The following is a 20,048-nucleotide window of genomic DNA, read 5'->3' on the forward strand; positions in this document are numbered from 1 at the left end:
AACAAAGATCGACCATATCGGCCTGCTCCAGGTTCACCCGACCCACGCCGTGACGCCGATCGCGGCGCTCGATCAGCTTCGACGAACGTATCGTCGAGGCGATCTCGTTCGAAAGCAACGATCCAGACTTTGCCGGAACGATGACACTTACCATGACCTTAAGGCCGGTTACCGGGGGTACGAAGGTCTCCTTCTTGGCAGAAAATGTCCCGCCCTGCATCAAACTGGAAGACCATCGCGAGGGAATGGAATCGTCGCTTAAGAACCTTGCGAACCTGCTCAAATGACGCGGGGCCTGGTCCTGTGCAGGATCGGTATCGATACGCACGCAGAGCTTGCGACCTCGCTATGGACGGCCCGATTCCCTGTGTTGGCCATCTACGGCTTTGAGTGGTGTGTACCCTTTGCCAATGCACCCGCTTCGGACGTGGTAAGAGCTTGGTGAAGCTGCTAGCAGTGGCCTCGCCGATCCTCCACTTCGTTGCTCCAAAGCTTATCAATGAGTTCACGTCGGATGCCTGGGCGAGCGGGCCGCCGCTAGGGCCCGGAAAGCAATGACTGACGACTCAGAACCAATCCAGTCTGCGCAGGCAAGCGACCACGAACCCTCCATCCAAGCGACCAGCCAAAGCCCAGTCCAACAGCTTCTTGCCCTGCTCGAGATCGAATACGAGTCGCTACTGACGCGCCTGTCGGCGCATCTCCGCTCCCCCGAGGCGGCAGCCGACGCGCTTCACGATGTCTATGTGAAGCTGAGGGCAGAACCCGCCATCGGCGACCTTCGCAATCCGCGCTCCTACCTTTACCGAATGGCGGTCAATCTCGCCATAAACCGACGTAGAGGCGACAGGCACACGGTGAACATGGACGCCGTCGAGCTATCCGAATTTCCGGATGGCGCGCCGGATCAGGAGTCCGCTGCCCTCGCAATGGACGAGATGGACCGAGCTCTGCGGGCGCTTCATGCTCTGCCGGCCAAGCGGCAGGCCATCTTTTTGGCCAAGTGGCGCGACGAGAAATCGCAGGCGGAGATCGCCACCGAACTCGGTTTGCATAAGCGCTCCGTTCAAAAGGAGCTCGCTCGGGCGGAAACCTATCTCCGGAAGATCCTGCGTCGCCCCAAGCGACCGTTGTGATTGGCGCGCGATCCGTGGTCGATTGATCGGCGGCGAATGTCGAAGCCCCGGATTCCAAGGCAGATAAAAAAATGGGGCGTCTTTTGGCGCCCCCATGTGTCCTCCCGCTGGGAATAGTAGGGTTTCCTCCTTCGAGCACACGATGGTTTACGCCTCGTGTCTCAACGGTGGTGGCCGATAGGGCAGGGCGCTGAGGTTCCCGGCGCAAGCAATCTGTCCTGCAACCCATTGGGGGTCGCCATGGCGACTTTTGGGAGTGAGGGCGTGAGCCCGATGCGCTGCGCTCGACTGGCACAGACCAAAGTACATGCATCACCAACTGCACGGCAGAGGCATTTCGGCGGGCGACGAGCGGGCGCGGCGAGCAGTCAGCCGATGCTCGCTCCCTGGCAAGTCAGCCTCGCCATGCGAACCATGGGCCGCGACCTCGGCGGCCCGATCTCGATCTCCGAGGTCGCGTCACTATGCAGATTGTCGCTCTGTTACTTCGTGCGCGCTTTCACGAACACGGTCGGGATCGCACCCTATGCTTGGTTCGTGCGGCAGCGCATCATGTGTGCGCAACGCCTTCTGACCGATACCGCGCTTCCACTGGTGCAAGTCGCTCTCGAATGCGGATTCTCCGACCAGGCTCACTTCACCAGGGCATTTTCCAAGGCTGCCGGCATGACACCTGCAAAATGGCGTCGTCAAATCTGTGCGTCCTGAGCTTCAGCCGCATCAAAATTACAACCTGCGGCTGGCCTTGCTACTGTCCGCGATCGCCTCGTTCTCGGCCGCTTTGCCTTGTTTCCGAATGTGCCGGGAATCGCGAAGCGAAAAGAAAGGACGCCGGTTGCCCAGCGCCCTCCTATCTCGTCGGTCGGTACCCGATTTCCAGCTATCTCGTCCCTACGACGTGGCCGCTGGCGGCGCTGCCCGATCCTGCGCTTCCTTGTGAGAAACGCCTCATATTTACTGTAGGGACCGCAAGGTGCAAGTGCGGTCCGTACAGAAGTCGCGATAGGGCATCGTGTAGCCGAATTTGCCCTTGAGGGCGTAGATCAGCGGATTGCCGTCGTCACCGTCATGGGAGGTGATCTGCCGCCGGAAGACGCTCACGATCTTGAGGCGGCCATACCGTACCTTCGGGATCGGCCGCGTCGGATCAGTGACCACGCGATGTTGGTGAAGAGCGCTGAAGGTGACGACCTTATGTGCGTCGACATCGATTCCCATCTTTAGGCGTCAAATCCTCTCGCGCGATCTATGCGGCCCGGACATTTCCGAGGCCTGTGTTCAAATTCAGATCTCACCGGCACCCTATTCCTTCCTTTCATCATCCGCTCCCCGGGCAGCCGCACGGCGTTTGGCGAAGGCGAGCAGGGCGGGATCGTGCTCAGGCCGGTTCCAGCGCGCGGAATCGCGCAAAACCACCACATCCTCGAGGTGCGTAAGGAACGTGTAGACCTTGTTGACGATGTCGATCATCAACGCCTTCATCTCCGCATCGGAGATGCGGGATGCTTGGGTCCAGGGAATCTCGCCATAGGGCGTGACCACCTTCACATCGCTATAGTCGCCGATGAGACTGTCCGGGACGGTGCCGGCATGGAGGTCTTCCAGCCGGGTGTTGCGGACGCAATGCTCGACGAGCGCCAGAGCGATCCTGCGCATTGCTTCGTCTGGCACTTTCTCCTCGGGCATAAAGGTCCTCCCCGCCCGCAGGATTGGGAGGCGCGGTCTCCTCAGATCCGGGCGGACCTCCTGATGTTCTAAAGCTGGGCACGCAGCTCGGACAGCCTCTCCTGGCAAAGCTCGTTGACGATCGTGCCAAGCACCTCGACGCGCTCGGAGAGGAAAGCGAATTCCTCCTCCGTCATCTTGAAATGCTTCGAATGCCGGGCCTTCACATAGGCATCCTTGAGCTTGTTGAAGTAGGCTTCCTGCTTGCGCGTTTCCCTCGGCCACGCGTCGATGAGGCGGGCAGAAATCTTCTCGGCACGGCTCCGAAGAAATTTGATGTTGTGGCTATAGGGCGTGTAAAAGGTGTAGACGAGCAGAATACAGTAATAGAGGCGCTCGCACGCCTGCTGGAGGTTATAGGCCGCGTCGGGAAATTGCCGCGTGTCGTAGCAGAACTGGAAAATCCTTCGCGAGGAAACGGCCAGCTCAAACCACTGGTCGAAATATTCCTTCGCCATGTCATAGGCTTGCTGTGGGGTCTTGGGCTTTGGCTCGTGCAGTTCGCTATTGTCGACCTGATACAGCGCGATGCCGTCGCGCGCGAGGTCCATGAAGAAATAGCGGCCATGAGCCAGTCCATCATTCACTTCCTGCAGGGTGTGAACGATGAAATTGACCGGCGTGCGCAGGCGGTTGAGGATCATCGTTTCCCGGTCGAGGCGTTCTTCCGCCTTCTCCCAATATTCGGCTCTGTCCGTCAGTTCCTTCTGGTTGACGATAATGAGCAGATCGAAATCCGATCGATAGCCTCTCTCGGTATGCGGCTCATGCACCCAGCGTCCGGTCGCATAGGAGCCGTAGAGGATGATCTTGAGGATGCGGCCCAGCTTGCGATCCGAGGTCGGCTCGCCAACTGCGTCCTCGAACTCCTCGAAGAGGATCTGGATGACCCGGTCGAGTTCGCGCCGCTTGTTTACCGGAAGATGGTCAAGCTCGGTTTTCATCGTTTCAAATCATCCGGTTCAGGTGAGAGGGAAGCGGGATGGTTCGTCTTCCCACGGATTGAAGATCGCGGCACCGCTGTGCCGCGTGTCCTTGACGTTTCGGGTCACGAGGAAAAGGTCATGCTCGATCGCGGTCGCAGTGAGCAGGGTGTCGATCACCGGAGGCGACTGCCCGGTCCGCCGCTTCACCTCACCAGAGATTGCGCCCCAGCGGTATCCGATGGCATCGTCGATGGAGAGGAGCCTGTTGCTGAAGCGTTCGGCCAACGCATCGCGCGCCGCGACATAGCGCGACCGGTCGGGATGGTCAGGCTCGAGATTGTGAATGCCCTTGTCGTATTCCGCGAGCGTCAGAACGCTCAGGTACATCCGGTGTTCGGGTTGCGCCGTCGCCCATGCCTTGACGCTTGGCGCCCCGTTGGGGTTCGCCAACGCAGAGACGATATGGGTGTCCAGCAGCCAGCCTTTCACAAAGCGACGTCCCGCCCGCGGTCGATCTCGCGCTCAAGGTCGAGGCCATCGAGACCCAGGCTCTCGAGGAACGGCACGAAGGCAGGCTTGTCCGCATCCTTGGGCATCAGTCGGTCGAGTTCGTCTACGCTCATCACCACCACCGCTTCCCGGCCCCGGACAGTGACGCGCTGCGGTCCCTCACTCTGGGCACGCCTGACGACCTCGCTGAACCGGGCCTTGGCATCCTCGAGTTTCCAGGTGCCGCCTGGCGCGGATTGGTCGCGATCGCCCTTTCGAGTGGCGGTGCCCATCTTGTACACTCCTGACTAGCTAGTCAGATATAGCCGGACAGCTTTGGCTCTGCAAGCAGATCGGGAGTCGATCTATCGATTTGCGGCCATCCGTGTCAGGGCTCAACGATGGTCTTTCCGAAATGCCCGGCGAGCAAAGCTGCCGCTCCCGTTCCGATGATCAAATCATGCCGGGCTCCGAGCGAAATCGCGTCGGCTGCACGGTCGAAGATCGCTACGCAACGCTGATTGTCGAAGCGGGACGTGTATAGAATGCCGTCGGCCGACGTGGTTTCGTGTATGACCCGGCTTATCGCCCGGGTCTTCGCGTAGACATCGCCGTGAAGGTCTGTGAACGAAAGCCCATGTGCCGAGACGCCAGCGTCCAGAAGCGGGTAGAGCCTTAACGCGCGGGTGGTCACCAGTTCGCTGCGAAGCCGACTCTGCACAGCAGAATAGGTGATATGGGGAATTGTCGGTAAGCGGACCATGGTCTCGCCGAACGCGGTTTCCAGCGATCGCGCGGCATACAAAACCTTGTAGCTTCCGTCGGGCGCGTCGAAACGCCCTACCGGAATTTCATCCAGCGGGCCGAAGAAGATCGCGTCGTGACCCTTGCGATGGATCCTGTGAAGGCGCGCGCCGGCATTGATCCGGCGCAGTAGCGTGGCCGCCATGTTGGGTCAGGACGTCCAAACCGTCGCGAGGGCAACCAATTGGCGAACCGTCTCCTGGTCGGGCTTGCGCCGCAGAATTTCGAGCGCGGTTTCCGGCTCGCTGCTAAATCCCTCGAGCGGGGTGGTAAGCAGCATCAACTGTTCCCAGGGGTTGGTGTCGTCAAACGCTTCGAGTACCCGCCTGAGATGCGGGACTGTCTCGCCGTCGACAAACTGTGCGGCGGGGAAGCGATTTTCGGAACCATAGGGCACGCCGAGAATCTGACGCCGCTGCCTCTGCTTTTCGATCGCCGCCGGGGAGACGCCGAGCATTGCCGCGACATGTGCGCGATCGAACATCCCGCCGGCGCGCTTCGCCATATCCTCGCGGAATTGGCCGGTTCGCTCGCGCGCCGCTTTGAGCGCCTCCAGATCGGCGGGCGCTTCCGGCGCGATGTCTCGCGGCGCGACGACCAGGGCATGGCGCAAGTCATGGGAGCCCACGATGTCGGCCAGAGTATCGTCGCTCGCGGCTTCCACTGCCTTGGCGATGGCGAGCGTGAGCTTCTCCAAAGCCTTTCGGCGGAGCGTGTCGGTTCCTGAAACGATCCGACGAGCAGTCGGTCGCCGATCCGATTTGACGATGGAGGCGTTGCTGGCCATATCTGTCCTTCCTGTCCTGATAATAGGATGTTTGACGGGAAAGACAAGTTGCGTTCGCCATTTTCTGATGACGGTCCGCGACCGATATGCTAGGGGAAGGCCGAAAGGATTTCCCCGGTGGAATCTGCCATCGACGAACACCGCGCCGAGAGTGCCGCTGGCCGACCGAAGCTGGCGGCCTGGCTCTGGCGGCCATGGTACGCCAAGCTCTGGTGGACCGCCATTCCCATATGGTGGCTTGGAATGGCGGCGGCGACGCGCGTTGACTTTCTTGCTGCATTTTATGGCGGGGCGCTCGCGGGCTATCTGAATATCCTGTTCTTCCCGATGACGACGTTGATGGTGCTGGGTATCGGCTATGTCCGTGAACGCTTGGACGGATTCGTGGGGCCAGGCGATGGAACGCCGCTGTCCGATGAGGAAGCCTTAGCTGTGACGCGTCGCGTTTGGGAAGAGCATGACCGAGCCATGAATAACCTTCGTGCGGGGAGCGATGTATTCGACCCGCGGTCGGGACTGCTCTGGATTGGCAACCCGGCGAACCCTAACAATCCGGGTTACATTGACCCGCATACAGGCAAGCACCGTTAACGCTTCTTGAAGCTGCTGTCGCCGTCACCAGGGCTGCCTTTGATGTCAGTAGAAAAGCTTCCTCTGGAGAGGACAGAGTTTTGTTCCACTGACGTCAGCGGACCTGTGATGTCGAAAGTCGCGCGACCATCGTCTGCGTCCTGGAGGTAGCGATTGCGCATGCCTTCGCTACCGAGGATGCGGTTCGACAACTCACGCGAAAATGTGGCTTCCGGATTTGGGGAGCGCGCAGCGGCACGCTCAGCTGCAGCGATCGATTCGCGCACGTCATAGTTGACGATGTCAATCGATGACTGAGCGGTTTCGCTCGTGGTGCCGGTGTCACGGCTATTGAAGCCAACGCCTGCGCCGAAACGTCCTGCCGTGGCGCGGTTCGTTGTTTCGACCGGCCCTCGGGCCGCCTGCCGCCCTCGACCCGAAGCGCCGCCGCGACCACCAGACGTTTCGGTATTGGAGACACTAACATCTCCGCCAACATTGAGGTCGACGCTGGTTCCCATCGTCGTCTGATCCTGGGCCAATCGTGATAGCGATCTCTGCCACCCGGTCTGCGCCATGATCGCCTGCACATCGCGCTGGAGTGTATCGGCGACCTGCGGCTTCAGGCGCCATTCGCCCTTGCGGTCCATCTCGAACCCGCCGCGCAGCCAGTTGGCGAGTTGGGCCTGGCCTTCAGCGCCCCCGCCCATGAAATGCTCGATCGTATCCGGCCCCGCCTGTTTGCCGGCCTCGAACCGTGTGCTGGTATCGCTGCGCGCCGACCGGCTGAAGTCCGTCCCACTGGAAACCAGCAAGTCATTATCCGCGAAGCTGAAGCGGGCGTGTCCGCCGTTTGCGATCGCGCCGAGCTGGCTCTCGTTGATAAGGCCCGACTTCCACATCGCCGCCGCGGTTTCCGGGGTGAGGTTGAGGCTGAGGTCGCCGTTCTGGTCCATCGCGATCTGTCGCTTCGACAGCTTGATGCCGTTTTCGGCGAGCAGCCCTTGCATCCGGGTCAGGCGCTCCCGGTCGACGATCGACGTCAGGCGCTCGTTCCGCGCGCGGTCGGCGATGCCGACAGCGCCGCCTTCGGTCATATCGACCTGGTTGCCCGCCGTCCGGCTCAGCGCCTGGATGAAGCTGTCGAGCCGCGCCGCCTCGCGTGTCGAAACGCCTGCCGCGGCAGCACCCTCGGCATAACCGAAATTCTCCGATTGGCGCCGCTGCTCGCCGATCCGTGCAGCGCTGCGCGTGCCATCGGTTCCAACTTCTCGCTGCGCATCGAGCCTGCCTGAGCGCTCCGCGAAGTCATAGCCAGCCGCCTCGCGCGTGCGGCCATAGATGGTCGTCCCCTCCCGAGCGGCTTCGGCGCTGGCGCCATCGGCGGTTCCAACCCGCACGGCGGCACTATATCGCTCGAGCGCGGCTTCCACCTGCGCCTCATTCCTTCCGGTGGCGCGGGAAAGCTGCGAGATGGCCGTGCTGCGTGCCTCGCCGGACAGGGCATTGATGAAGCCGATGCGTCGCGAGGTCTCATCGACGGATAGCCCAAGCATCGAGGCCGCCTCGCGTTGACCCTGATTGCTACCGCTGCGCCAGCCCTGCTCGGTTGCAACATTGGCACGTTCGACACCCGCGACATTATCGCCCGCATAGTCGCGCCGCCCCTCCATGGCGCCCACCTGCACTTGCGCCGAAGTGAGATCGTTCCTCAGCATCTGCTCCTGGTCGAACGTGTTGGCGATCAGCTTGGCGAAGGTCGGGTCGGCCTGGGCCTCTCCGATCACACCCGATGCCTTGAGCTGCGCATCGCTGGTCGAATATCCTGCCCGCTCGAAATGGCGCGTCGCGGCCTGCATCATCATGCCATAAGCCCGCTGATCGCCGAATGCCCGCCACTGAACGAGGTTCTGGCTGAAGGCCGCGAATGTCCTCTCGCCGGCTTCTCCCTGACCAAAATAACCATTGCCAAGGTTCCGGAGGGCGTCCTTCTCTGCGAACTGATGGATCGCCGTGGTGGCGGCATTGGCCTGAACGGCGCGCGCAACCGCTGGATCGGCCATATCCCGGCCGGCCAGGGCCGGGGCGAGGCTGCCGAGCTGGCGAGAGCCCTCGATGCCGCCAAGCGCCATCGCTGTCCCGCCGGCGATACCGGGGCGCTCGCCGAGAATACGACCCGCCTCGCCGAACACGCGATTGGTGCCGAAGGTCGAGCGTTCTCCGAAGTCGCCGAAGCTCGACGCGGCTGCAGCGCGGGACCGTGTCCCCAAAGCCGAAGCCTGGGCCTCCAGCGCCGAGGCCTGCCCCTCGGCGGTGCCCATCGGTGTCGCGGCGGCCGTGCCCTGGCTCGCCACCCCGAGCGAGCCCGATGTGAAGGCCGTGAACACGTTGCCGCTGAAGCGGAACACGGTAAACACGAACGCGCCGGCTAGGCCGGCCGCTGCCGTGCGGAAGCTCCCGAAGATCGCGAGCGCCTTCATCGCTGCCGAAGGAGCGAGCAGCCAGGCGTTGGCCGCAAGCGCGTTCGAGCGAAGCTCCGCCAGTGTCGCCGTCGCGCGCCCGAGCGTGAGCTGATAGATGCCCGCGTCGATCACGCCCCAGAGCGCGACGAACACGAACATGCCGAGCGCAAAGCTGGCGACCCGCAGATTGATCGGCGTCAGGATGAACAGCAGCGCGATCGGGATCATGAACAGCATGATCCCGAATACGGTTGCACGGATCGTTGGCATCCATTCGTTCGCCACCGACATGGTAGCAAGCCCGTTGGAGATGACGGCCCGATTGGCCATGACCCGCGCCGCGCTCGCCGGCGAGTCCTCGAACAGCACATCGCCCACCGTGTTGCCGAGCAGGATATGGGTCAGGAAAGCTTGTGCGCTCAGCGGACGCCCCAGCATCATCTGGCCCATTTCGCCGAGCTGTTCCCGGCATCGCGCCATCTGCGCGGCATTCTCCGTATCGTAGCCCGTCCGGGCGCAGATCTGCTTAGTGTAGCTATCGAACAGCACCGGGTCGGACAAGCGATCCGAGATATGCGTCCAGGCATCGGTGCAACTGACCGTCGTGCCGCCCTTGTCGGCTTCGGTATAGACCGTCGAGAAGGTGGCGGGCCCCGCCATCGCCCCAAACGAGGCGGGGAGGTCGGTCGAGGTCCGGAAGAGCTGGTCATCGTCGACGCCGTAGGCCGCCGAGACCCGCGCGACGGGATAGCATTGACGGACATAGTCCTTGATCGTCGCATCCAGAAAAACGTCGGTCATCGGACCGCGCGGCGAGACGGCGTTCAGGAACAGGTCGAAGCTGTGCCCGCCGGCGCCGAACTCGATCTTGGCATCGGGATCGAGCGTGTTGTCGTCGATCGTCTCGACCATCGCCCGCTCGATCATGTTGGTCGCGCCGGCGACGAGCACGAGGAGGTTGGGGACGCCGCCGACCGGCTGATAGGCGTTGCGCACCCGGTCATAGACATGGACCGTGCCGGTCGTCGCGACGAGCCCGACGAACAGGCCGACACCGATCAGGATCTGGAACCCGAAGGCGACCAGCCCCATGCCCGTGCCGCGCACGCTCGCGAGGATCGCGCCAAGCCCGATCCCGACCGTCGCGACGATCATCACCAGCGTCTCGTAGCGTGGGTCGCCGAAGATCATCGACACCATGCGGAAGGCGTCGACCGTCTCGGCGAAGCCGTCATAGGTGTGGAAGCTTGTATCGACCGCCAATGCGGGCGAGGCGAGGAACAGGGCGGGAAGGGCGGCAAGAAGCCTTGCAAGCCGACGCATGGGGTCCGATCCTATTGGTTGCCGGCGGCGTCGCGGGCATCGCGGTCGCGGTCGCGCAGAAGTCCTGCGTAGTTGGCGGAGAGATTGGCCTGATTGAGCGCCGCCATGTAGCTTTGACGCATCCGCGCGCGCTGGCGCAGCACCTCGTCCCTGAGATCGCGCAGTTGCTCGATGCCCTTGGAAAGAATCCGCGTTTGGCAGACATTCTTGGTGTTCGCATCGCCCGAGCCCGCGACCGTCGCGCCGCGCTCGGCATTCGAGACGGTGAAGTCGATGGTCCGGGTCAGGTCGTTGAGCATCTGGTAGGCGAGGGTAAGCGCCACCAGCTCGTCGGTATCGGCGATCACGGAATCGACGACGCCCTGGCGTACCCCCCATTCGAGCATGCGATAGACGGGAAGCGTCCGGACATTGGCGACGAACTGTCTCTCGTCCGCCGACAAGGCAGCGCGCGTCCGAATCTTGACGGCGATCGACTGCATGCGCTCGCGGGCGAGCACAAGCGCACCGCGCCCACTGCCATCCTGCGAACAGTCGGCGCCCGTCGGCGGAATATTGAGGGAGCGGCGCTGGACCTGGCCGGTCAAGAAATCTTGCGCGCTTTCCGTGTCTTGTGCGGGGCACTGCGGAATAGCCGTGAACAGCGGCACGCGGTCGCCATCGTCCCACCGCATATAGACGTCGCCGACCCTGGCACGCATCACGCTGGCCCAGTCGCCCGCGCCGACCCGCGATGCGGCATGGGAAAGCAGCGAGCCGGTGCGGAAAATGTCAGTCACCTCCGCCGGGCAGTTGGCGAGAGCGTCCTTCAAGTCCTCGGTGGGATTGTTGTTGTTGGCCTCGATCCTCTCGCGGCTCTGTTGGTAGCTCTTGGCGAACCCTTGCTTGACCGAACGGTAGCCCGTCATCTCCTCGATGATGCCGCTCATGTTGTCGTCGCCCTTGGCGATCTGGACCATGCGGTTGGCGAGGCGGCAGTCGTTGACCTGGATCGAATTGAGGAAGTTGGTCGCCGCTTCCATCTTCGAGATGATATTGCCCATCTTTTCGTCGAGCGTCTCGAGCAGATACTGGAACGCGACCGCCGGCGCCGCCTGCAGGATGCTCTCCAGCTTCTGAACCAGATAGTCGGGGTCGAGGAACGACATGCCCCCCAGGAACATGTCTATGCCGCCGCAGCCGGCCCGCACTTTCGGCAGGCTCACCGACATGAGATAGTCATTGTGGACGTCCACCCGGCCGGACATGCCACCAGCCGTCACATAGCCCCGGGTCTGATCCTCGAAGCTGCCCGGCGAGGTGTAAGTGACATTATCGAACCAGCTCTCCGCCCAACTCTGCGCATGGGCAGGCGTGGCAGAAACAACTGTTGCCAGGGCGAGGACGATCAGCGCGCGGACGGTGGCGCGACGGCGAGCGAACATGGCGGACTCCGAACGATATGGGATGAAGGAGGAAGGACCGAGCCCGCCATCGCTCAGCGCCTTCCCGGGCGGGTCGCCGGCAGCCCCACGATGCCGGTGAACTTGGACATGGCCCGGACGCCGACATCGGGCCGCACGCCCGTCAACATCTTCGCGGCCAGATAAAGGTTTCGGGCCAGATTGGGCGCATGATCCGTGCCGATCGCCACCGGCACGATGCGCGCATCGTCGGCCACGGGCCGCACCCAGGCAACCGGATGCCCGACCCACGGCAGACCTAGGCGCCCCGAACGGATCATCGCCTCCTGATTGCCGATCGTGTGGACCTGCCAGCCATAGCGCGCGCCCAGCGCCGTCAGCTTGGTCCACAGGTCTCCGCACGGTACGCAGCCGGGGCTTGTCGTCATCTCGATGACGAAGGCGGCCCCATGGCCGCGAAGCGTCGTGGCGAAGTCGTCGGGAAAGTCACGCGTGACGGGTACGCGCGAGAGCCAAGTCTGCATGGTCTTCGCTTCCCCGACCGGGTGGATCGCGGCTCGCATCGCGTCCTCCCGGCTGACGGTCTGCGCGGCTGCCGATCCCATGCCAATAACGAGGCCCGGGATGCCGAGGAGAATGAGCCCGCGCATCACGGCCTCGGCTCGCTGGAAGCATCGACCAGGTCGCCGCCAAGCGCCCTCGGATCGGTCGCCGAGACAGGGCCGTTGCCCAGCGCGTCGAAGAAGCCGGCATCCTCGCCCGGGCCTGTCATGAACTGCTCAGGCCGGATGTCGCCGCGTAGCAGGCGCACCGCCTGATAGGCCATCTGCGCCAGATTGGGATAAGCCTCGACGCCCGAGGCGATGATCATGCGCTGCTGACTTCCCCGTCGGATGACCATTGTCGTCGGTGTGATCTCGACTCCAAACCGCTCCCTGATCTCGGGGCGCTTGTCGAGATCCATGAGGGTGACCTGCCAGCCCATCTCTTCCTGAAAGCGCTGGATGATCGGCCACTGGACACGGCAATAGCCGCAGGTCGAACGCGAGAACATCACGAGAGCGAACTCGCCGGCATGGGCGCGCAGGTAGGACCGCCGGATGGCATCCTTTTCGGCGGTCAGCTCCGAACGGGCGTCGCCGACCATCGGGTTCGCGGACTTCGAGTTGAGTTCGGGATATTGCAGCATCGCGATCTGCGTGACGCCGGCGAAGGCCCGCGCCTTACGCCGCGCGAAATCCTGAAGCCTCCAGAAATCCGCGACGGCATCGACCGTCAGCACTGTCGCTGCATAGTCTCGCTGCTCCTCGATGAGCTTGCGGATCCTTGGCGGCGTCCAGGTCGCCAACTCCGCCATCGGCGGGATCGTCGGCTTCACGAGTGAGTCGGGCTGCTGTTTCTCCTCTGCCTTGGGCTTCGGCGCTTCATACCACCAATAGCCTTGATGCGATCCGGAGGCCTGGCCGGCCGTCTGCGCGGCCGCCAGCGCGGGCGTGAGAAGGAAGCAGACGCCTGCAACTATGAACCTTGGCGCGCTCACAGGATGCGCTCCATCCGAGTGAGACGCACAATCGGCAGGAGCCCGAAATAACGGCTGTCGAATCCACGCGGATGCGTCGAGCCTACATAGACCATCCCGGGGGGAATGATCCCGCTCCACCGCATATGATCGAGCTTCATACCGTTATGGGCCTGCGGAAGGCTCACGCCCAGGAGCACGCCGTTGCAATAATAGTGGCCGTCCCGGCTGCGCGGGAGGAGAGGCGACGGGGTCTCGAACATCGTCAGCCGATCGCCCGCCATGCAGAGCGCGTGCTTTGTCACGGACACCGGATCTGGCCCGGCGATGGGGTGATGAAGCGTGAACATCACATAGTCGCCGCGCGCTATCGGCCCTGGGCTCTTGCGCACCGCGAAAGCATCGATCGACGGCGACATGACCAGCGCGACCTGCGGCACGATGAACGCCGCGATCGCAGCAATCGGCAGCACGACAAGCATGGCGCGTGCGAGCCGCTCAGGCCGTGCCGGCTGATCCGGCCCCGGTGCCCCGAGCGCAATCGCCGCCTTGCGCGGCAATCGGCGCAGACGCGGCCACAGGCCGGCGATCGCCCTAGCGAGCGCCCAGAAGAGCCTGAGCATGGCTTACCTCCTCCTTTCCGCCGAGGCGGGCATACTCTTCGAACATCCCGGAAAGCGCGCTGTCCCCAAAGACGACGTGGGCGGCACGGGGGCTTTCATCGTCGCGCTCGCAATAGGCCTGGGTCGGATCGCCCGGGATCATGGCAAGCGCCGGAACCTGGGATATCCCGTGCTGGCGAAAGACGATCGGATCGATGATGAGTTGAACGTCGCGCATCGCGCAGTTCGGCCCTTCGCAGCCCGGATCGAGCCGGAGGATCTGCGCTGTCAGCTTCGCCATGGGCCCCATTTTCCTGAGACCCCCCGGAGCGCCGCGAAACGCCATGACGCCGCGGACCTTCTCGAGCTGGATCGCATAGTTGCGCAGAGTCGAGATCGGCATGGAAGAGGACACGAACAGGACCGGGACCCAACCCTTGGCAGCGGAAGCTGGACTCGCCTTGGCGAGCGCCTTCTCCTCCGCAGGCTCAAGCCCCAGCGCCTGGCGCAGCGCCTTGGCCTGCCGTTCGCGCTCGGCCGCGAGGCTCGCCTCGCCGCGAGCCTGCGCGGCGCGAGCGCGTGCCTCCATGTCCGGCGCCGGAAGTCGCTTGTGCAGGCCGTCGAATGCGCGCCGTCGGTCCGCTGGGTTGTCGGTGCGTGGAAGCTGGGGATCGGGACGCTGGGCCGCATCGGCCTTGCCGCGCGAGACCACGCTCTCGAGCCGGTTCATGCTGTCTTGGCCCTGGTCTGCCGCTGACTGGCGCGCGCTGTCCTGCGCGAGCGCGGCGGTCGCCGTGCCCAGCAGCGCGAGAAGGACGGCGCTATGGATTGACCGCTTTGAGATACGCATCGATGCGCTCCCCCATGTCTATCTGGATGTCGGATTGGGCGCGGGCCTCGATGTCCGCATAATATTCGGAGAGATCCATCTTGCTGAAATCGAGCGCCTGAAACTCCTCGGGCGTGAACCCGCGGCACATCGGCTTTTTGGCCGTGCCCCAGAGGTTGCCGTTGAAGGCCTTGAGCTGGGGTCGGCCTTGCTCCTGGATGATGCGGCCGAGCTTGGTGTTGAAGCAGCAGTGCCCGCGCGCCTTCTGCAGGCAGATGCCGAGAAAGCTCGAGGTGCAATAGCTGCCGATCTCGTGGCACATGCCCGACGAGCGCAGCATCGCCGTCTCCATGTCCTGCTGGTCACAGCCCGAAAACAGGAAGTCGATCATGAAGTTGATCGCCAGGCTTACGGCGAGCGATGTCGGGTCGAGGCCGACGATCAGGGCATTGGCACCGGCGCTTGCGGCCTGGCTCGCGGTCGCTCCGGCCTTGAAGGCCACATAGGCGGCTTTCATGCCCGTGAAAACGCCCTTGGCGACCGCGATCTTGGTGCCGATCGACGAGATGGAGGACCCCATCCCGTCCTTCACGATCTTTCCCTTGTCCTTGCAGCAGTTCGCAAAGGTGGTCGAAAGCCCTGCGGGCCGGCACCGCACCCCGCGGCCCGAGAATATCTCGATATTCCCGAGGCAATTGCCGTCTGCATCGATGCCGCCATCGGGCTCCGTGCCCGGATCGTCCATCGGCGGCTCATCCACGATCGGATTGGTCGCGAGATCGGCGCACTGATTGGGCGAGCAGGCCGGCGGGCCGCCCTCGGTCTTCACCAGGCAGGCATATTGCGGGCCGACTGGGCAGCTATATTGCCCCATCGCGTCCGCGACGCAGTCGACCTTCTGGATCGGGCAAAGCCACGCGCCGCTGGTCGTCGAACGGCAGCTTGCCTGCTCGCCCTCATCGGCCGCATCGCCATTGTTGTTGAGGTCAGCCGCGCAGATATTCTGCGCGCGGGCGGCGCTCGGACAGCCAATCGCAACGCCCGCTCCGAGCACCAGCGCGAGCGCGGCGCTGCGCGGGTCGAGATACCAGTATCGCGTTGTCGCAAGACCCGTCATGGCACGTTCCCCGTGCAGACCATGTCGACCCCGGCGAGGCGCACCGTCTGCATCATCACCACCGCTTCCGGGAAATCGTCGAGGCATCCGCAGGCGGAGACAATTTCCTCGCCGGGGCCTGCCGGGCATCGATTGTCCGAGGTGCAGGCGTGGAAGAAGCTGTCGTAGCCCGTCGGCACATTCTGTTTCGCGCCCACCACGCCATCGGGCGCGGCTTCGCTATTGGCTTTGGGCGCGCGCGTCTTGCAGACGGGCTCGCACGCCGGCACGCTGCCCCGGTCGGGGAGGCTGAAAGCGCGCGTCGATGTCGCGTAGCTGCCGTCGCTTTGGAGCGTCCGGTCGGCCAGCATCGTCTCCGTCGAATGGTCGATGATATAGGCGCCGCGGCTCGTATCGGGCCTCGCGATATCGTCGACCGCGCAACGATAGGTCCGATCCTTCAGGAAGAAGTCGCGGGTGAGTTGTGTCGGGCAACTTGGTCCACCCAATATGCGGGTTTGGGGCAGGGGCCTCAGGCCGGTCGCGACGCCGTTGATCCATGTCTGGACACCGTCGACCAACTCGCTGTCGAGCTTGCATTGCGGGTTGGACACGATCGCTCCGCAACCGTCGACGACCTGCTCCAGCGTCTTGCAGCTATTGTCGACATCGACATGGACCTGCGCAAAACCTTCGCCGCCCGAAGCGACCGCGACACGCAGCCAGATCTCGTGATCGCCTTCTGTCAGGAAGGGCTTCAGATCCAGGTTGGGGTACTGGTAAAAAGTCTTCTTCAGCTCGCACTTGCCCGGCGGAAGTCCGAGCGTGGTCCAGGGCGAGGGGCCAGAGCCCACCAAAATCCCGTCGATCCGCACCTGCGCCCAATCGTCGGCGAAGAACTGAACAAGCCGTGCGTCAACGATCCGGTCGGGATCGTTTACATGCAGCACCATACGGAAGTCGATGAGCGTGCAGCTTCCACCGGCCAGGCTGTTATCCGCCGGTGAGCCCATCAGGAAGTCGAACGAGGTGCCGTTCTCGATCGTCGAATAACCGCCCGACGTTCGGCTGATGATATCCTCGGCGCCGGGTTTCAATACGGTCACTCGCCGTTCGATCGAGCAATGGCGATATTGGAGCGCCGTGCCGCTGCCGATCGCCGACCCCTTGAGCGCCTGAAACACCGAATTGCCCGTCGATGCGGCATAGGCATCCGATGCGATGGTCGCGGGATTGGCGCGATAAGCGGTCTGCGGGAGATCGGGGTTGGCGGAGCAGGCGGTCGATTGCGCGCCGACATAGCGGATAGAGGGCCCGTCGATGACGGCCTCGGCAACGCCATAGCGCGGGTCGGCCGTGGTGAGCGCCCCGATCATCCCGCCGCCAAGGTCGCGCAGCACCGAGGCCATGTTGCCCCAGGCGAGGTTGGTGCCGCAGCTATTGTTGAGGCAATAGCATCCCGCGAGCTTGGGCATGTCGACCGAGGTCAGCTTGAGCGCTTGTCCCGCGTCGACATCCCAGCGGAAGAAGCTGCAACCGTTCCAGGTTCCGGGCTGGCAGGAGATGACTCCGTTCGCGCAAATTCCCGATACCGGCACGGGAAGGTTCGCCGTGCTGTCGACCGATCCGTCGAGATCGGTGTCGCGGGCGATCGTGACCTTGCCGAGGTCGCCGGTCCCTGCCGGCTGCACGAGCACTTCGAGCATCGTCGCGGTCTTCTGGCAGGCGATGTTGGGCGCGAAGGTCCGGCTGTTGTCGACAGTCGAAATCTGCTGACTGGCGAGGCCTGGCGTCACATAATTCTGCTGAAGCGCGTCGCTGTCGCTGGTCTTTGCACGCGACGCCTCGGCGGCGGCGCGGGCGCGCTCTTCCATCGTCTGCGCCGATGCGGGCGAAGCAAGAGGAAGGGCCAGCGCGGTCGCGACGATGGAACAGGCGGAGAGGAAGCGCCGATCCCATCGGGGGTGTATCGCGGCCGCGCTGGCCGGGGGTGGAGCGACGCCGCCAAGGGGGCATAGCGGCGCCGCTCCGGTCCCGCACGGAAGCCATCGGCCGTAGGGGCCTTGGCGAACAGACCTCCGGAGTGGACGGCTGTCTCGCGCGGAACAGGGAGGAAGGGACCCGCTCACGGCACCGGTATCCCGGCGCAGCAGATCACCTTTTCGAAAAGCATGAACTGGGCGTTGTCCTTCCCCGGCGCATGCTTGGCCGAGGACCAAAGCGCGCCTGGGCGGCCAATGTTGACGCACTTGCCGCCCTTCACCGGCTCCATGATCTGGAGCTTGTAACGGGACTTGGTCCAGACGGGCTGGGGCACGAACGAGCAGCCGTCCGCCGAACTGACGGTAAGCGCGCCCAGCCGCCCCATCATGAAGACGCCGCGGGCCGCGAGCCCTGCCCAGGCTTCGACCGAGTCATCGAAATGAATATCGCCGGCGATCGGATAGGTCGCGCCCCAGCTCCCCATGCACCAGAACAGGGGGTCGATCACCTTGCCCGCCGCGGCTGCGGCGCTGTCGCCCATGCAGGCGAGGCCGGCAGCGGGGTTGCCGAACAATATGCCCTCAGGCTGGATGATCGCGCCGAGCGTCCCCGACTGCCAGGTCGGCAGAACCTCGGTGATCATGGCGACATCGAAGCCGTCATTCTCGAGGCACGGCAGGTCCGTGAACATGTCGAGCATCGCCCAGACCGGCGAGATGTAATAGTGCATCTGGGCAAACATCTTGCGCGTGTTCGTCCCGTCGGAAATCGACGATTGGCTGCCCTGCAGCTTGCCGCCGGTCGGCAGCAGATCCGCGCCCAGCGCCATCATGCAGCCCGGTTCGGTCACGACGTCGACCATCCGGTTCGGCGACCAGTAGGAGACCTTGACCCCGAACCAGAACTGGATGCCCTTGCGGCAGGCGCACAGAGGCTTGGATGAGGATTGCGCGTCGAGCGCCTTGTCGAGCTTGTCGAAGCTCCCCACCCGAATGCCGCCAACCGTGATCGGAAAGATGCAGGTCCAGCGCACTTTGGTGATCGGATTGAAGACGGTGCCCGCCTCGCATTTGGAGGCGTGGGCCTGGCTCGGCCAGGCGAGCGTCATCAGCAGCCCGATGATAAGACCCGTAACAAAGACGGGGAGACGCCCGATCATCGCGTCGCTCCTTTCGCCACGGCCGCGACGGCCCGGCTCTTCGGTCCATATTCGGTGAGGATGAGGCGGGTGCCGGACTGCTCGACAATGACCGGCGCCACGGTGAGCCCCAAGCGCTGCTTGACCCGTTCCTCGAGGATGTAGATCGGACGACCGGTCTTCTCACTCAGGTCGATCGCGTCGCCATTCTGAGTCCCAAGCGCCGAGAGCAGGATGAAATCGCTCGCGCGAGCGTTGCGCAGCGCCCAGCCGAGATCTCGGGGATGCACGACGATGAGGCGCTGTGGCAGCTTCACATAGGTCAACGGGTTGAAAGTGAAGCCCTTCGGGTAGAGCGTCTTGCCGCCCGGCAGCGTGATGTCGAAGTCGAGCGTGTAGAAGGGAACGACGCTGCGCACCCGGTCAGCGCCGGCGACCCCGAGCGGCGCGGCCTTGAGCGCGCTCCATTTGTCGCGCGGGCCGAACGCCTTGCTCATGTCGCTGGGCAGGGTCGCGACCTTGGCCTCGATCTCGGCAAGCGCGTCGGGCTCCGCGATCGGCCAGGTCCGGCCGATCGTGCTGCGCGATGGGGTGCTGCCGGCGACCGGCCCAGCCGCGGCGAACGCGGCAGCCGCAGCCAGCGCATTGCCCGTCAGGAGCACGAGGACGATGGGCCTGCGGCGGACCCGGCGTAGCAGATCAGCGGCCATGACGGCGCCTCCAATGCTGTTCGGGTGGCTCGGGAATGCCGATAAGGGCGGCGATGAACGCGCAGGAGGCGAGGGGGGTCAGAGTCCAGATCAGAACGCCTGCCCCAGCGCCGAGCGCCGGCGACATGAGCAAGAGCGTGCTCTGCACCAGCATGAGCAGGAAGCCGCTGACCGTGAGCCGGATCGCCGATTGCGACGGCGCGGAAGAGATGAGGCCGTTCATTTGCCTCTTCTCCTGCGCAGGCGGCTCATCAGCTTTGCTGTACCCGCCGAAAGGCTGAGCAGCAGGAGGCCGGTCGCGAAGCAAGAGGCAGCAACGAGGAGCGAGGCGCGCAGCACCATCATCGTCGGCTGTTTGAGAAGGAGTCCGGCGACCAGCACCAGCAGGCCGATCATCACCGTCTCGATCGCCACGAGCCGGAACCGCCATTGGAAGGACTCCGCTTCGAACCGCTCAGCAAGACGCCGCTCGACGATCACTTCAATGGCTTCGTTGTCGGACCAGTTGAGCGGCAACTGATCGGGATGCGGACGATGGCGTGCCAT

Annotated in this window: 23 protein-coding genes; 4 read left to right on the top strand and 19 right to left on the bottom strand. The window is 63.7% G+C overall.

Features of this window, described 5'->3' with window-relative positions; translation table 11 throughout:
* The first annotated feature begins 89 nt into the window (after positions 1-89).
* From KNJ79_RS09255 to KNJ79_RS09265, 3 genes are all read left to right on the top strand, one after another.
* Positions 90-287, top strand: a complete 198-nt coding sequence (locus KNJ79_RS09255) for an SRPBCC domain-containing protein (RefSeq protein WP_317153894.1) — start codon at positions 90-92, stop codon at positions 285-287.
* Positions 288-554: 267 nt separating this feature from the next.
* Positions 555-1,136 (top strand): RNA polymerase sigma factor, encoded by a 582-nt coding sequence (locus KNJ79_RS09260; RefSeq protein ID WP_317153707.1) that lies wholly within the window; start codon positions 555-557, stop codon positions 1,134-1,136.
* Positions 1,137-1,409: 273 nt separating this feature from the next.
* Positions 1,410-1,844: a helix-turn-helix domain-containing protein gene (locus KNJ79_RS09265; protein WP_317153895.1), complete on the top strand. Its 435-nt coding sequence runs from the start codon at positions 1,410-1,412 to the stop codon at positions 1,842-1,844.
* A gap of 246 nt (positions 1,845-2,090) precedes the next feature.
* Here KNJ79_RS09265 and KNJ79_RS09270 read toward each other — a convergent pair whose 3' ends face one another.
* The 7 genes from KNJ79_RS09270 to KNJ79_RS09300 all read right to left on the bottom strand — a co-directional run bounded on the left by KNJ79_RS09270 (position 2,091) and on the right by KNJ79_RS09300 (position 5,867).
* Positions 2,091-2,354 carry a hypothetical protein gene (locus tag KNJ79_RS09270; RefSeq protein ID WP_317153708.1) on the bottom strand — a complete coding sequence of 88 codons (264 nt, stop codon included), beginning with the start codon at positions 2,352-2,354 and terminating at the stop codon, positions 2,091-2,093.
* A gap of 84 nt (positions 2,355-2,438) precedes the next feature.
* Positions 2,439-2,822, bottom strand: coding sequence for a hypothetical protein (locus KNJ79_RS09275; protein ID WP_150291051.1), 384 nt, complete (start codon positions 2,820-2,822; stop codon positions 2,439-2,441).
* A gap of 68 nt (positions 2,823-2,890) precedes the next feature.
* Complete coding sequence (locus tag KNJ79_RS09280) at positions 2,891-3,805, bottom strand: nucleotidyltransferase (RefSeq protein WP_317153709.1); 915 nt, start codon at positions 3,803-3,805, stop codon at positions 2,891-2,893.
* An 18-nt stretch (positions 3,806-3,823) separates the two neighbouring features.
* Positions 3,824-4,276 carry a type II toxin-antitoxin system VapC family toxin gene (locus KNJ79_RS09285; protein WP_317153710.1) on the bottom strand — a complete coding sequence of 151 codons (453 nt, stop codon included), beginning with the start codon at positions 4,274-4,276 and terminating at the stop codon, positions 3,824-3,826.
* Positions 4,273-4,569, bottom strand: coding sequence for a type II toxin-antitoxin system Phd/YefM family antitoxin (locus KNJ79_RS09290; protein ID WP_317153711.1), 297 nt, complete (start codon positions 4,567-4,569; stop codon positions 4,273-4,275). The genes KNJ79_RS09285 and KNJ79_RS09290 overlap by 4 nt, the downstream gene beginning before the upstream one ends.
* A 95-nt stretch (positions 4,570-4,664) precedes the next feature.
* Positions 4,665-5,225: an RES family NAD+ phosphorylase gene (locus tag KNJ79_RS09295; RefSeq protein WP_015458448.1), complete on the bottom strand. Its 561-nt coding sequence runs from the start codon at positions 5,223-5,225 to the stop codon at positions 4,665-4,667.
* 6 nt (positions 5,226-5,231) lie between these two features.
* Positions 5,232-5,867 (bottom strand): hypothetical protein, encoded by a 636-nt coding sequence (locus KNJ79_RS09300; protein WP_317153712.1) that lies wholly within the window; start codon positions 5,865-5,867, stop codon positions 5,232-5,234.
* Between the two features lie 117 nt (positions 5,868-5,984).
* Between KNJ79_RS09300 and KNJ79_RS09305 the strand changes: the two genes are divergently transcribed.
* Complete coding sequence (locus KNJ79_RS09305) at positions 5,985-6,458, top strand: hypothetical protein (RefSeq protein WP_317153713.1); 474 nt, start codon at positions 5,985-5,987, stop codon at positions 6,456-6,458.
* Here KNJ79_RS09305 and KNJ79_RS09310 read toward each other — a convergent pair.
* The 12 genes from KNJ79_RS09310 to KNJ79_RS09365 all read right to left on the bottom strand — a co-directional run bounded on the left by KNJ79_RS09310 (position 6,455) and on the right by KNJ79_RS09365 (position 20,048).
* Entirely contained in the window at positions 6,455-10,222 is a 3,768-nt protein-coding gene (locus tag KNJ79_RS09310) for a conjugal transfer protein TraG N-terminal domain-containing protein (RefSeq protein ID WP_317153714.1), read from the bottom strand. The genes KNJ79_RS09305 and KNJ79_RS09310 overlap by 4 nt on opposite strands.
* A gap of 11 nt (positions 10,223-10,233) precedes the next feature.
* Positions 10,234-11,646, bottom strand: coding sequence for a conjugal transfer protein TraH (locus KNJ79_RS09315; RefSeq protein WP_317153715.1), 1,413 nt, complete (start codon positions 11,644-11,646; stop codon positions 10,234-10,236).
* Between the two features lie 53 nt (positions 11,647-11,699).
* On the bottom strand, positions 11,700-12,275 hold the full coding sequence (locus KNJ79_RS09320) for a hypothetical protein (RefSeq protein WP_317153896.1): 576 nt from the start codon (positions 12,273-12,275) through the stop codon (positions 11,700-11,702).
* Entirely contained in the window at positions 12,275-13,165 is an 891-nt protein-coding gene (locus KNJ79_RS09325) for a conjugal transfer protein TraF (RefSeq protein ID WP_394357163.1), read from the bottom strand. The genes KNJ79_RS09320 and KNJ79_RS09325 overlap by 1 nt, the downstream gene beginning before the upstream one ends.
* Positions 13,162-13,767, bottom strand: coding sequence for a S26 family signal peptidase (locus tag KNJ79_RS09330; RefSeq protein ID WP_317153716.1), 606 nt, complete (start codon positions 13,765-13,767; stop codon positions 13,162-13,164). The genes KNJ79_RS09325 and KNJ79_RS09330 overlap by 4 nt, the downstream gene beginning before the upstream one ends.
* Positions 13,739-14,596 (bottom strand): type-F conjugative transfer system pilin assembly protein TrbC, encoded by an 858-nt coding sequence (locus KNJ79_RS09335; protein ID WP_317153717.1) that lies wholly within the window; start codon positions 14,594-14,596, stop codon positions 13,739-13,741. The genes KNJ79_RS09330 and KNJ79_RS09335 overlap by 29 nt, the downstream gene beginning before the upstream one ends.
* The gene (traN, locus tag KNJ79_RS09340) at positions 14,568-15,692 is read right to left on the bottom strand and encodes a conjugal transfer protein TraN (protein WP_317153718.1); all 1,125 of its coding nucleotides are present in this window, start codon (positions 15,690-15,692) and stop codon (positions 14,568-14,570) included. The genes KNJ79_RS09335 and traN overlap by 29 nt, the downstream gene beginning before the upstream one ends.
* The gene (locus KNJ79_RS09345) at positions 15,689-17,545 is read right to left on the bottom strand and encodes a hypothetical protein (protein ID WP_317153719.1); all 1,857 of its coding nucleotides are present in this window, start codon (positions 17,543-17,545) and stop codon (positions 15,689-15,691) included. Before KNJ79_RS09345 ends, traN begins: the two co-directional genes overlap by 4 nt.
* Positions 17,546-17,796: 251 nt before the next feature.
* Positions 17,797-18,813, bottom strand: a complete 1,017-nt coding sequence (locus KNJ79_RS09350) for a TraU family protein (protein ID WP_015458437.1) — start codon at positions 18,811-18,813, stop codon at positions 17,797-17,799.
* Entirely contained in the window at positions 18,810-19,502 is a 693-nt protein-coding gene (locus KNJ79_RS09355; RefSeq protein WP_317153720.1) for a conjugal transfer protein TraW, read from the bottom strand. The genes KNJ79_RS09350 and KNJ79_RS09355 overlap by 4 nt, the downstream gene beginning before the upstream one ends.
* Positions 19,492-19,725, bottom strand: a complete 234-nt coding sequence (locus tag KNJ79_RS09360) for a hypothetical protein (RefSeq protein WP_317153721.1) — start codon at positions 19,723-19,725, stop codon at positions 19,492-19,494. Before KNJ79_RS09360 ends, KNJ79_RS09355 begins: the two co-directional genes overlap by 11 nt.
* Positions 19,722-20,048 carry a hypothetical protein gene (locus tag KNJ79_RS09365; RefSeq protein WP_317153722.1) on the bottom strand — a complete coding sequence of 109 codons (327 nt, stop codon included), beginning with the start codon at positions 20,046-20,048 and terminating at the stop codon, positions 19,722-19,724. The genes KNJ79_RS09360 and KNJ79_RS09365 overlap by 4 nt, the downstream gene beginning before the upstream one ends.

The organism is Sphingopyxis indica (assembly GCF_032879645.1).
Taxonomy (GTDB): Bacteria; Pseudomonadota; Alphaproteobacteria; order Sphingomonadales; family Sphingomonadaceae; genus Sphingopyxis; species Sphingopyxis indica.

What these genes read in the sequence shown, in the direction of transcription:
- KNJ79_RS09260 (WP_317153707.1), top strand. Translation starts at nt 555, where the DNA reads ATGACTGACGACTCAGAACCAATCCAGTCTGCGCAGGCAAGCGACCAC.
- KNJ79_RS09265 (WP_317153895.1), top strand. Translation starts at nt 1,410, where the DNA reads ATGCGCTGCGCTCGACTGGCACAGACCAAAGTACATGCATCACCAACT.
- KNJ79_RS09270 (WP_317153708.1), bottom strand. Translation starts at nt 2,354, where the DNA reads ATGGGAATCGATGTCGACGCACATAAGGTCGTCACCTTCAGCGCTCTT.
- KNJ79_RS09275 (WP_150291051.1), bottom strand. Translation starts at nt 2,822, where the DNA reads ATGCCCGAGGAGAAAGTGCCAGACGAAGCAATGCGCAGGATCGCTCTG.
- KNJ79_RS09280 (WP_317153709.1), bottom strand. Translation starts at nt 3,805, where the DNA reads ATGAAAACCGAGCTTGACCATCTTCCGGTAAACAAGCGGCGCGAACTC.
- KNJ79_RS09290 (WP_317153711.1), bottom strand. Translation starts at nt 4,569, where the DNA reads ATGGGCACCGCCACTCGAAAGGGCGATCGCGACCAATCCGCGCCAGGC.
- KNJ79_RS09295 (WP_015458448.1), bottom strand. Translation starts at nt 5,225, where the DNA reads ATGGCGGCCACGCTACTGCGCCGGATCAATGCCGGCGCGCGCCTTCAC.
- KNJ79_RS09300 (WP_317153712.1), bottom strand. Translation starts at nt 5,867, where the DNA reads ATGGCCAGCAACGCCTCCATCGTCAAATCGGATCGGCGACCGACTGCT.
- KNJ79_RS09310 (WP_317153714.1), bottom strand. Translation starts at nt 10,222, where the DNA reads ATGCGTCGGCTTGCAAGGCTTCTTGCCGCCCTTCCCGCCCTGTTCCTC.
- KNJ79_RS09315 (WP_317153715.1), bottom strand. Translation starts at nt 11,646, where the DNA reads ATGTTCGCTCGCCGTCGCGCCACCGTCCGCGCGCTGATCGTCCTCGCC.
- KNJ79_RS09320 (WP_317153896.1), bottom strand. Translation starts at nt 12,275, where the DNA reads ATGCGCGGGCTCATTCTCCTCGGCATCCCGGGCCTCGTTATTGGCATG.
- KNJ79_RS09330 (WP_317153716.1), bottom strand. Translation starts at nt 13,767, where the DNA reads ATGCTCAGGCTCTTCTGGGCGCTCGCTAGGGCGATCGCCGGCCTGTGG.
- KNJ79_RS09335 (WP_317153717.1), bottom strand. Translation starts at nt 14,596, where the DNA reads ATGCGTATCTCAAAGCGGTCAATCCATAGCGCCGTCCTTCTCGCGCTG.
- traN (WP_317153718.1), bottom strand. Translation starts at nt 15,692, where the DNA reads ATGACGGGTCTTGCGACAACGCGATACTGGTATCTCGACCCGCGCAGC.
- KNJ79_RS09345 (WP_317153719.1), bottom strand. Translation starts at nt 17,545, where the DNA reads ATGGAAGAGCGCGCCCGCGCCGCCGCCGAGGCGTCGCGTGCAAAGACC.
- KNJ79_RS09350 (WP_015458437.1), bottom strand. Translation starts at nt 18,813, where the DNA reads ATGATCGGGCGTCTCCCCGTCTTTGTTACGGGTCTTATCATCGGGCTG.
- KNJ79_RS09355 (WP_317153720.1), bottom strand. Translation starts at nt 19,502, where the DNA reads ATGGCCGCTGATCTGCTACGCCGGGTCCGCCGCAGGCCCATCGTCCTC.
- KNJ79_RS09360 (WP_317153721.1), bottom strand. Translation starts at nt 19,725, where the DNA reads ATGAACGGCCTCATCTCTTCCGCGCCGTCGCAATCGGCGATCCGGCTC.
- KNJ79_RS09365 (WP_317153722.1), bottom strand. Translation starts at nt 20,048, where the DNA reads ATGGCACGCCATCGTCCGCATCCCGATCAGTTGCCGCTCAACTGGTCC.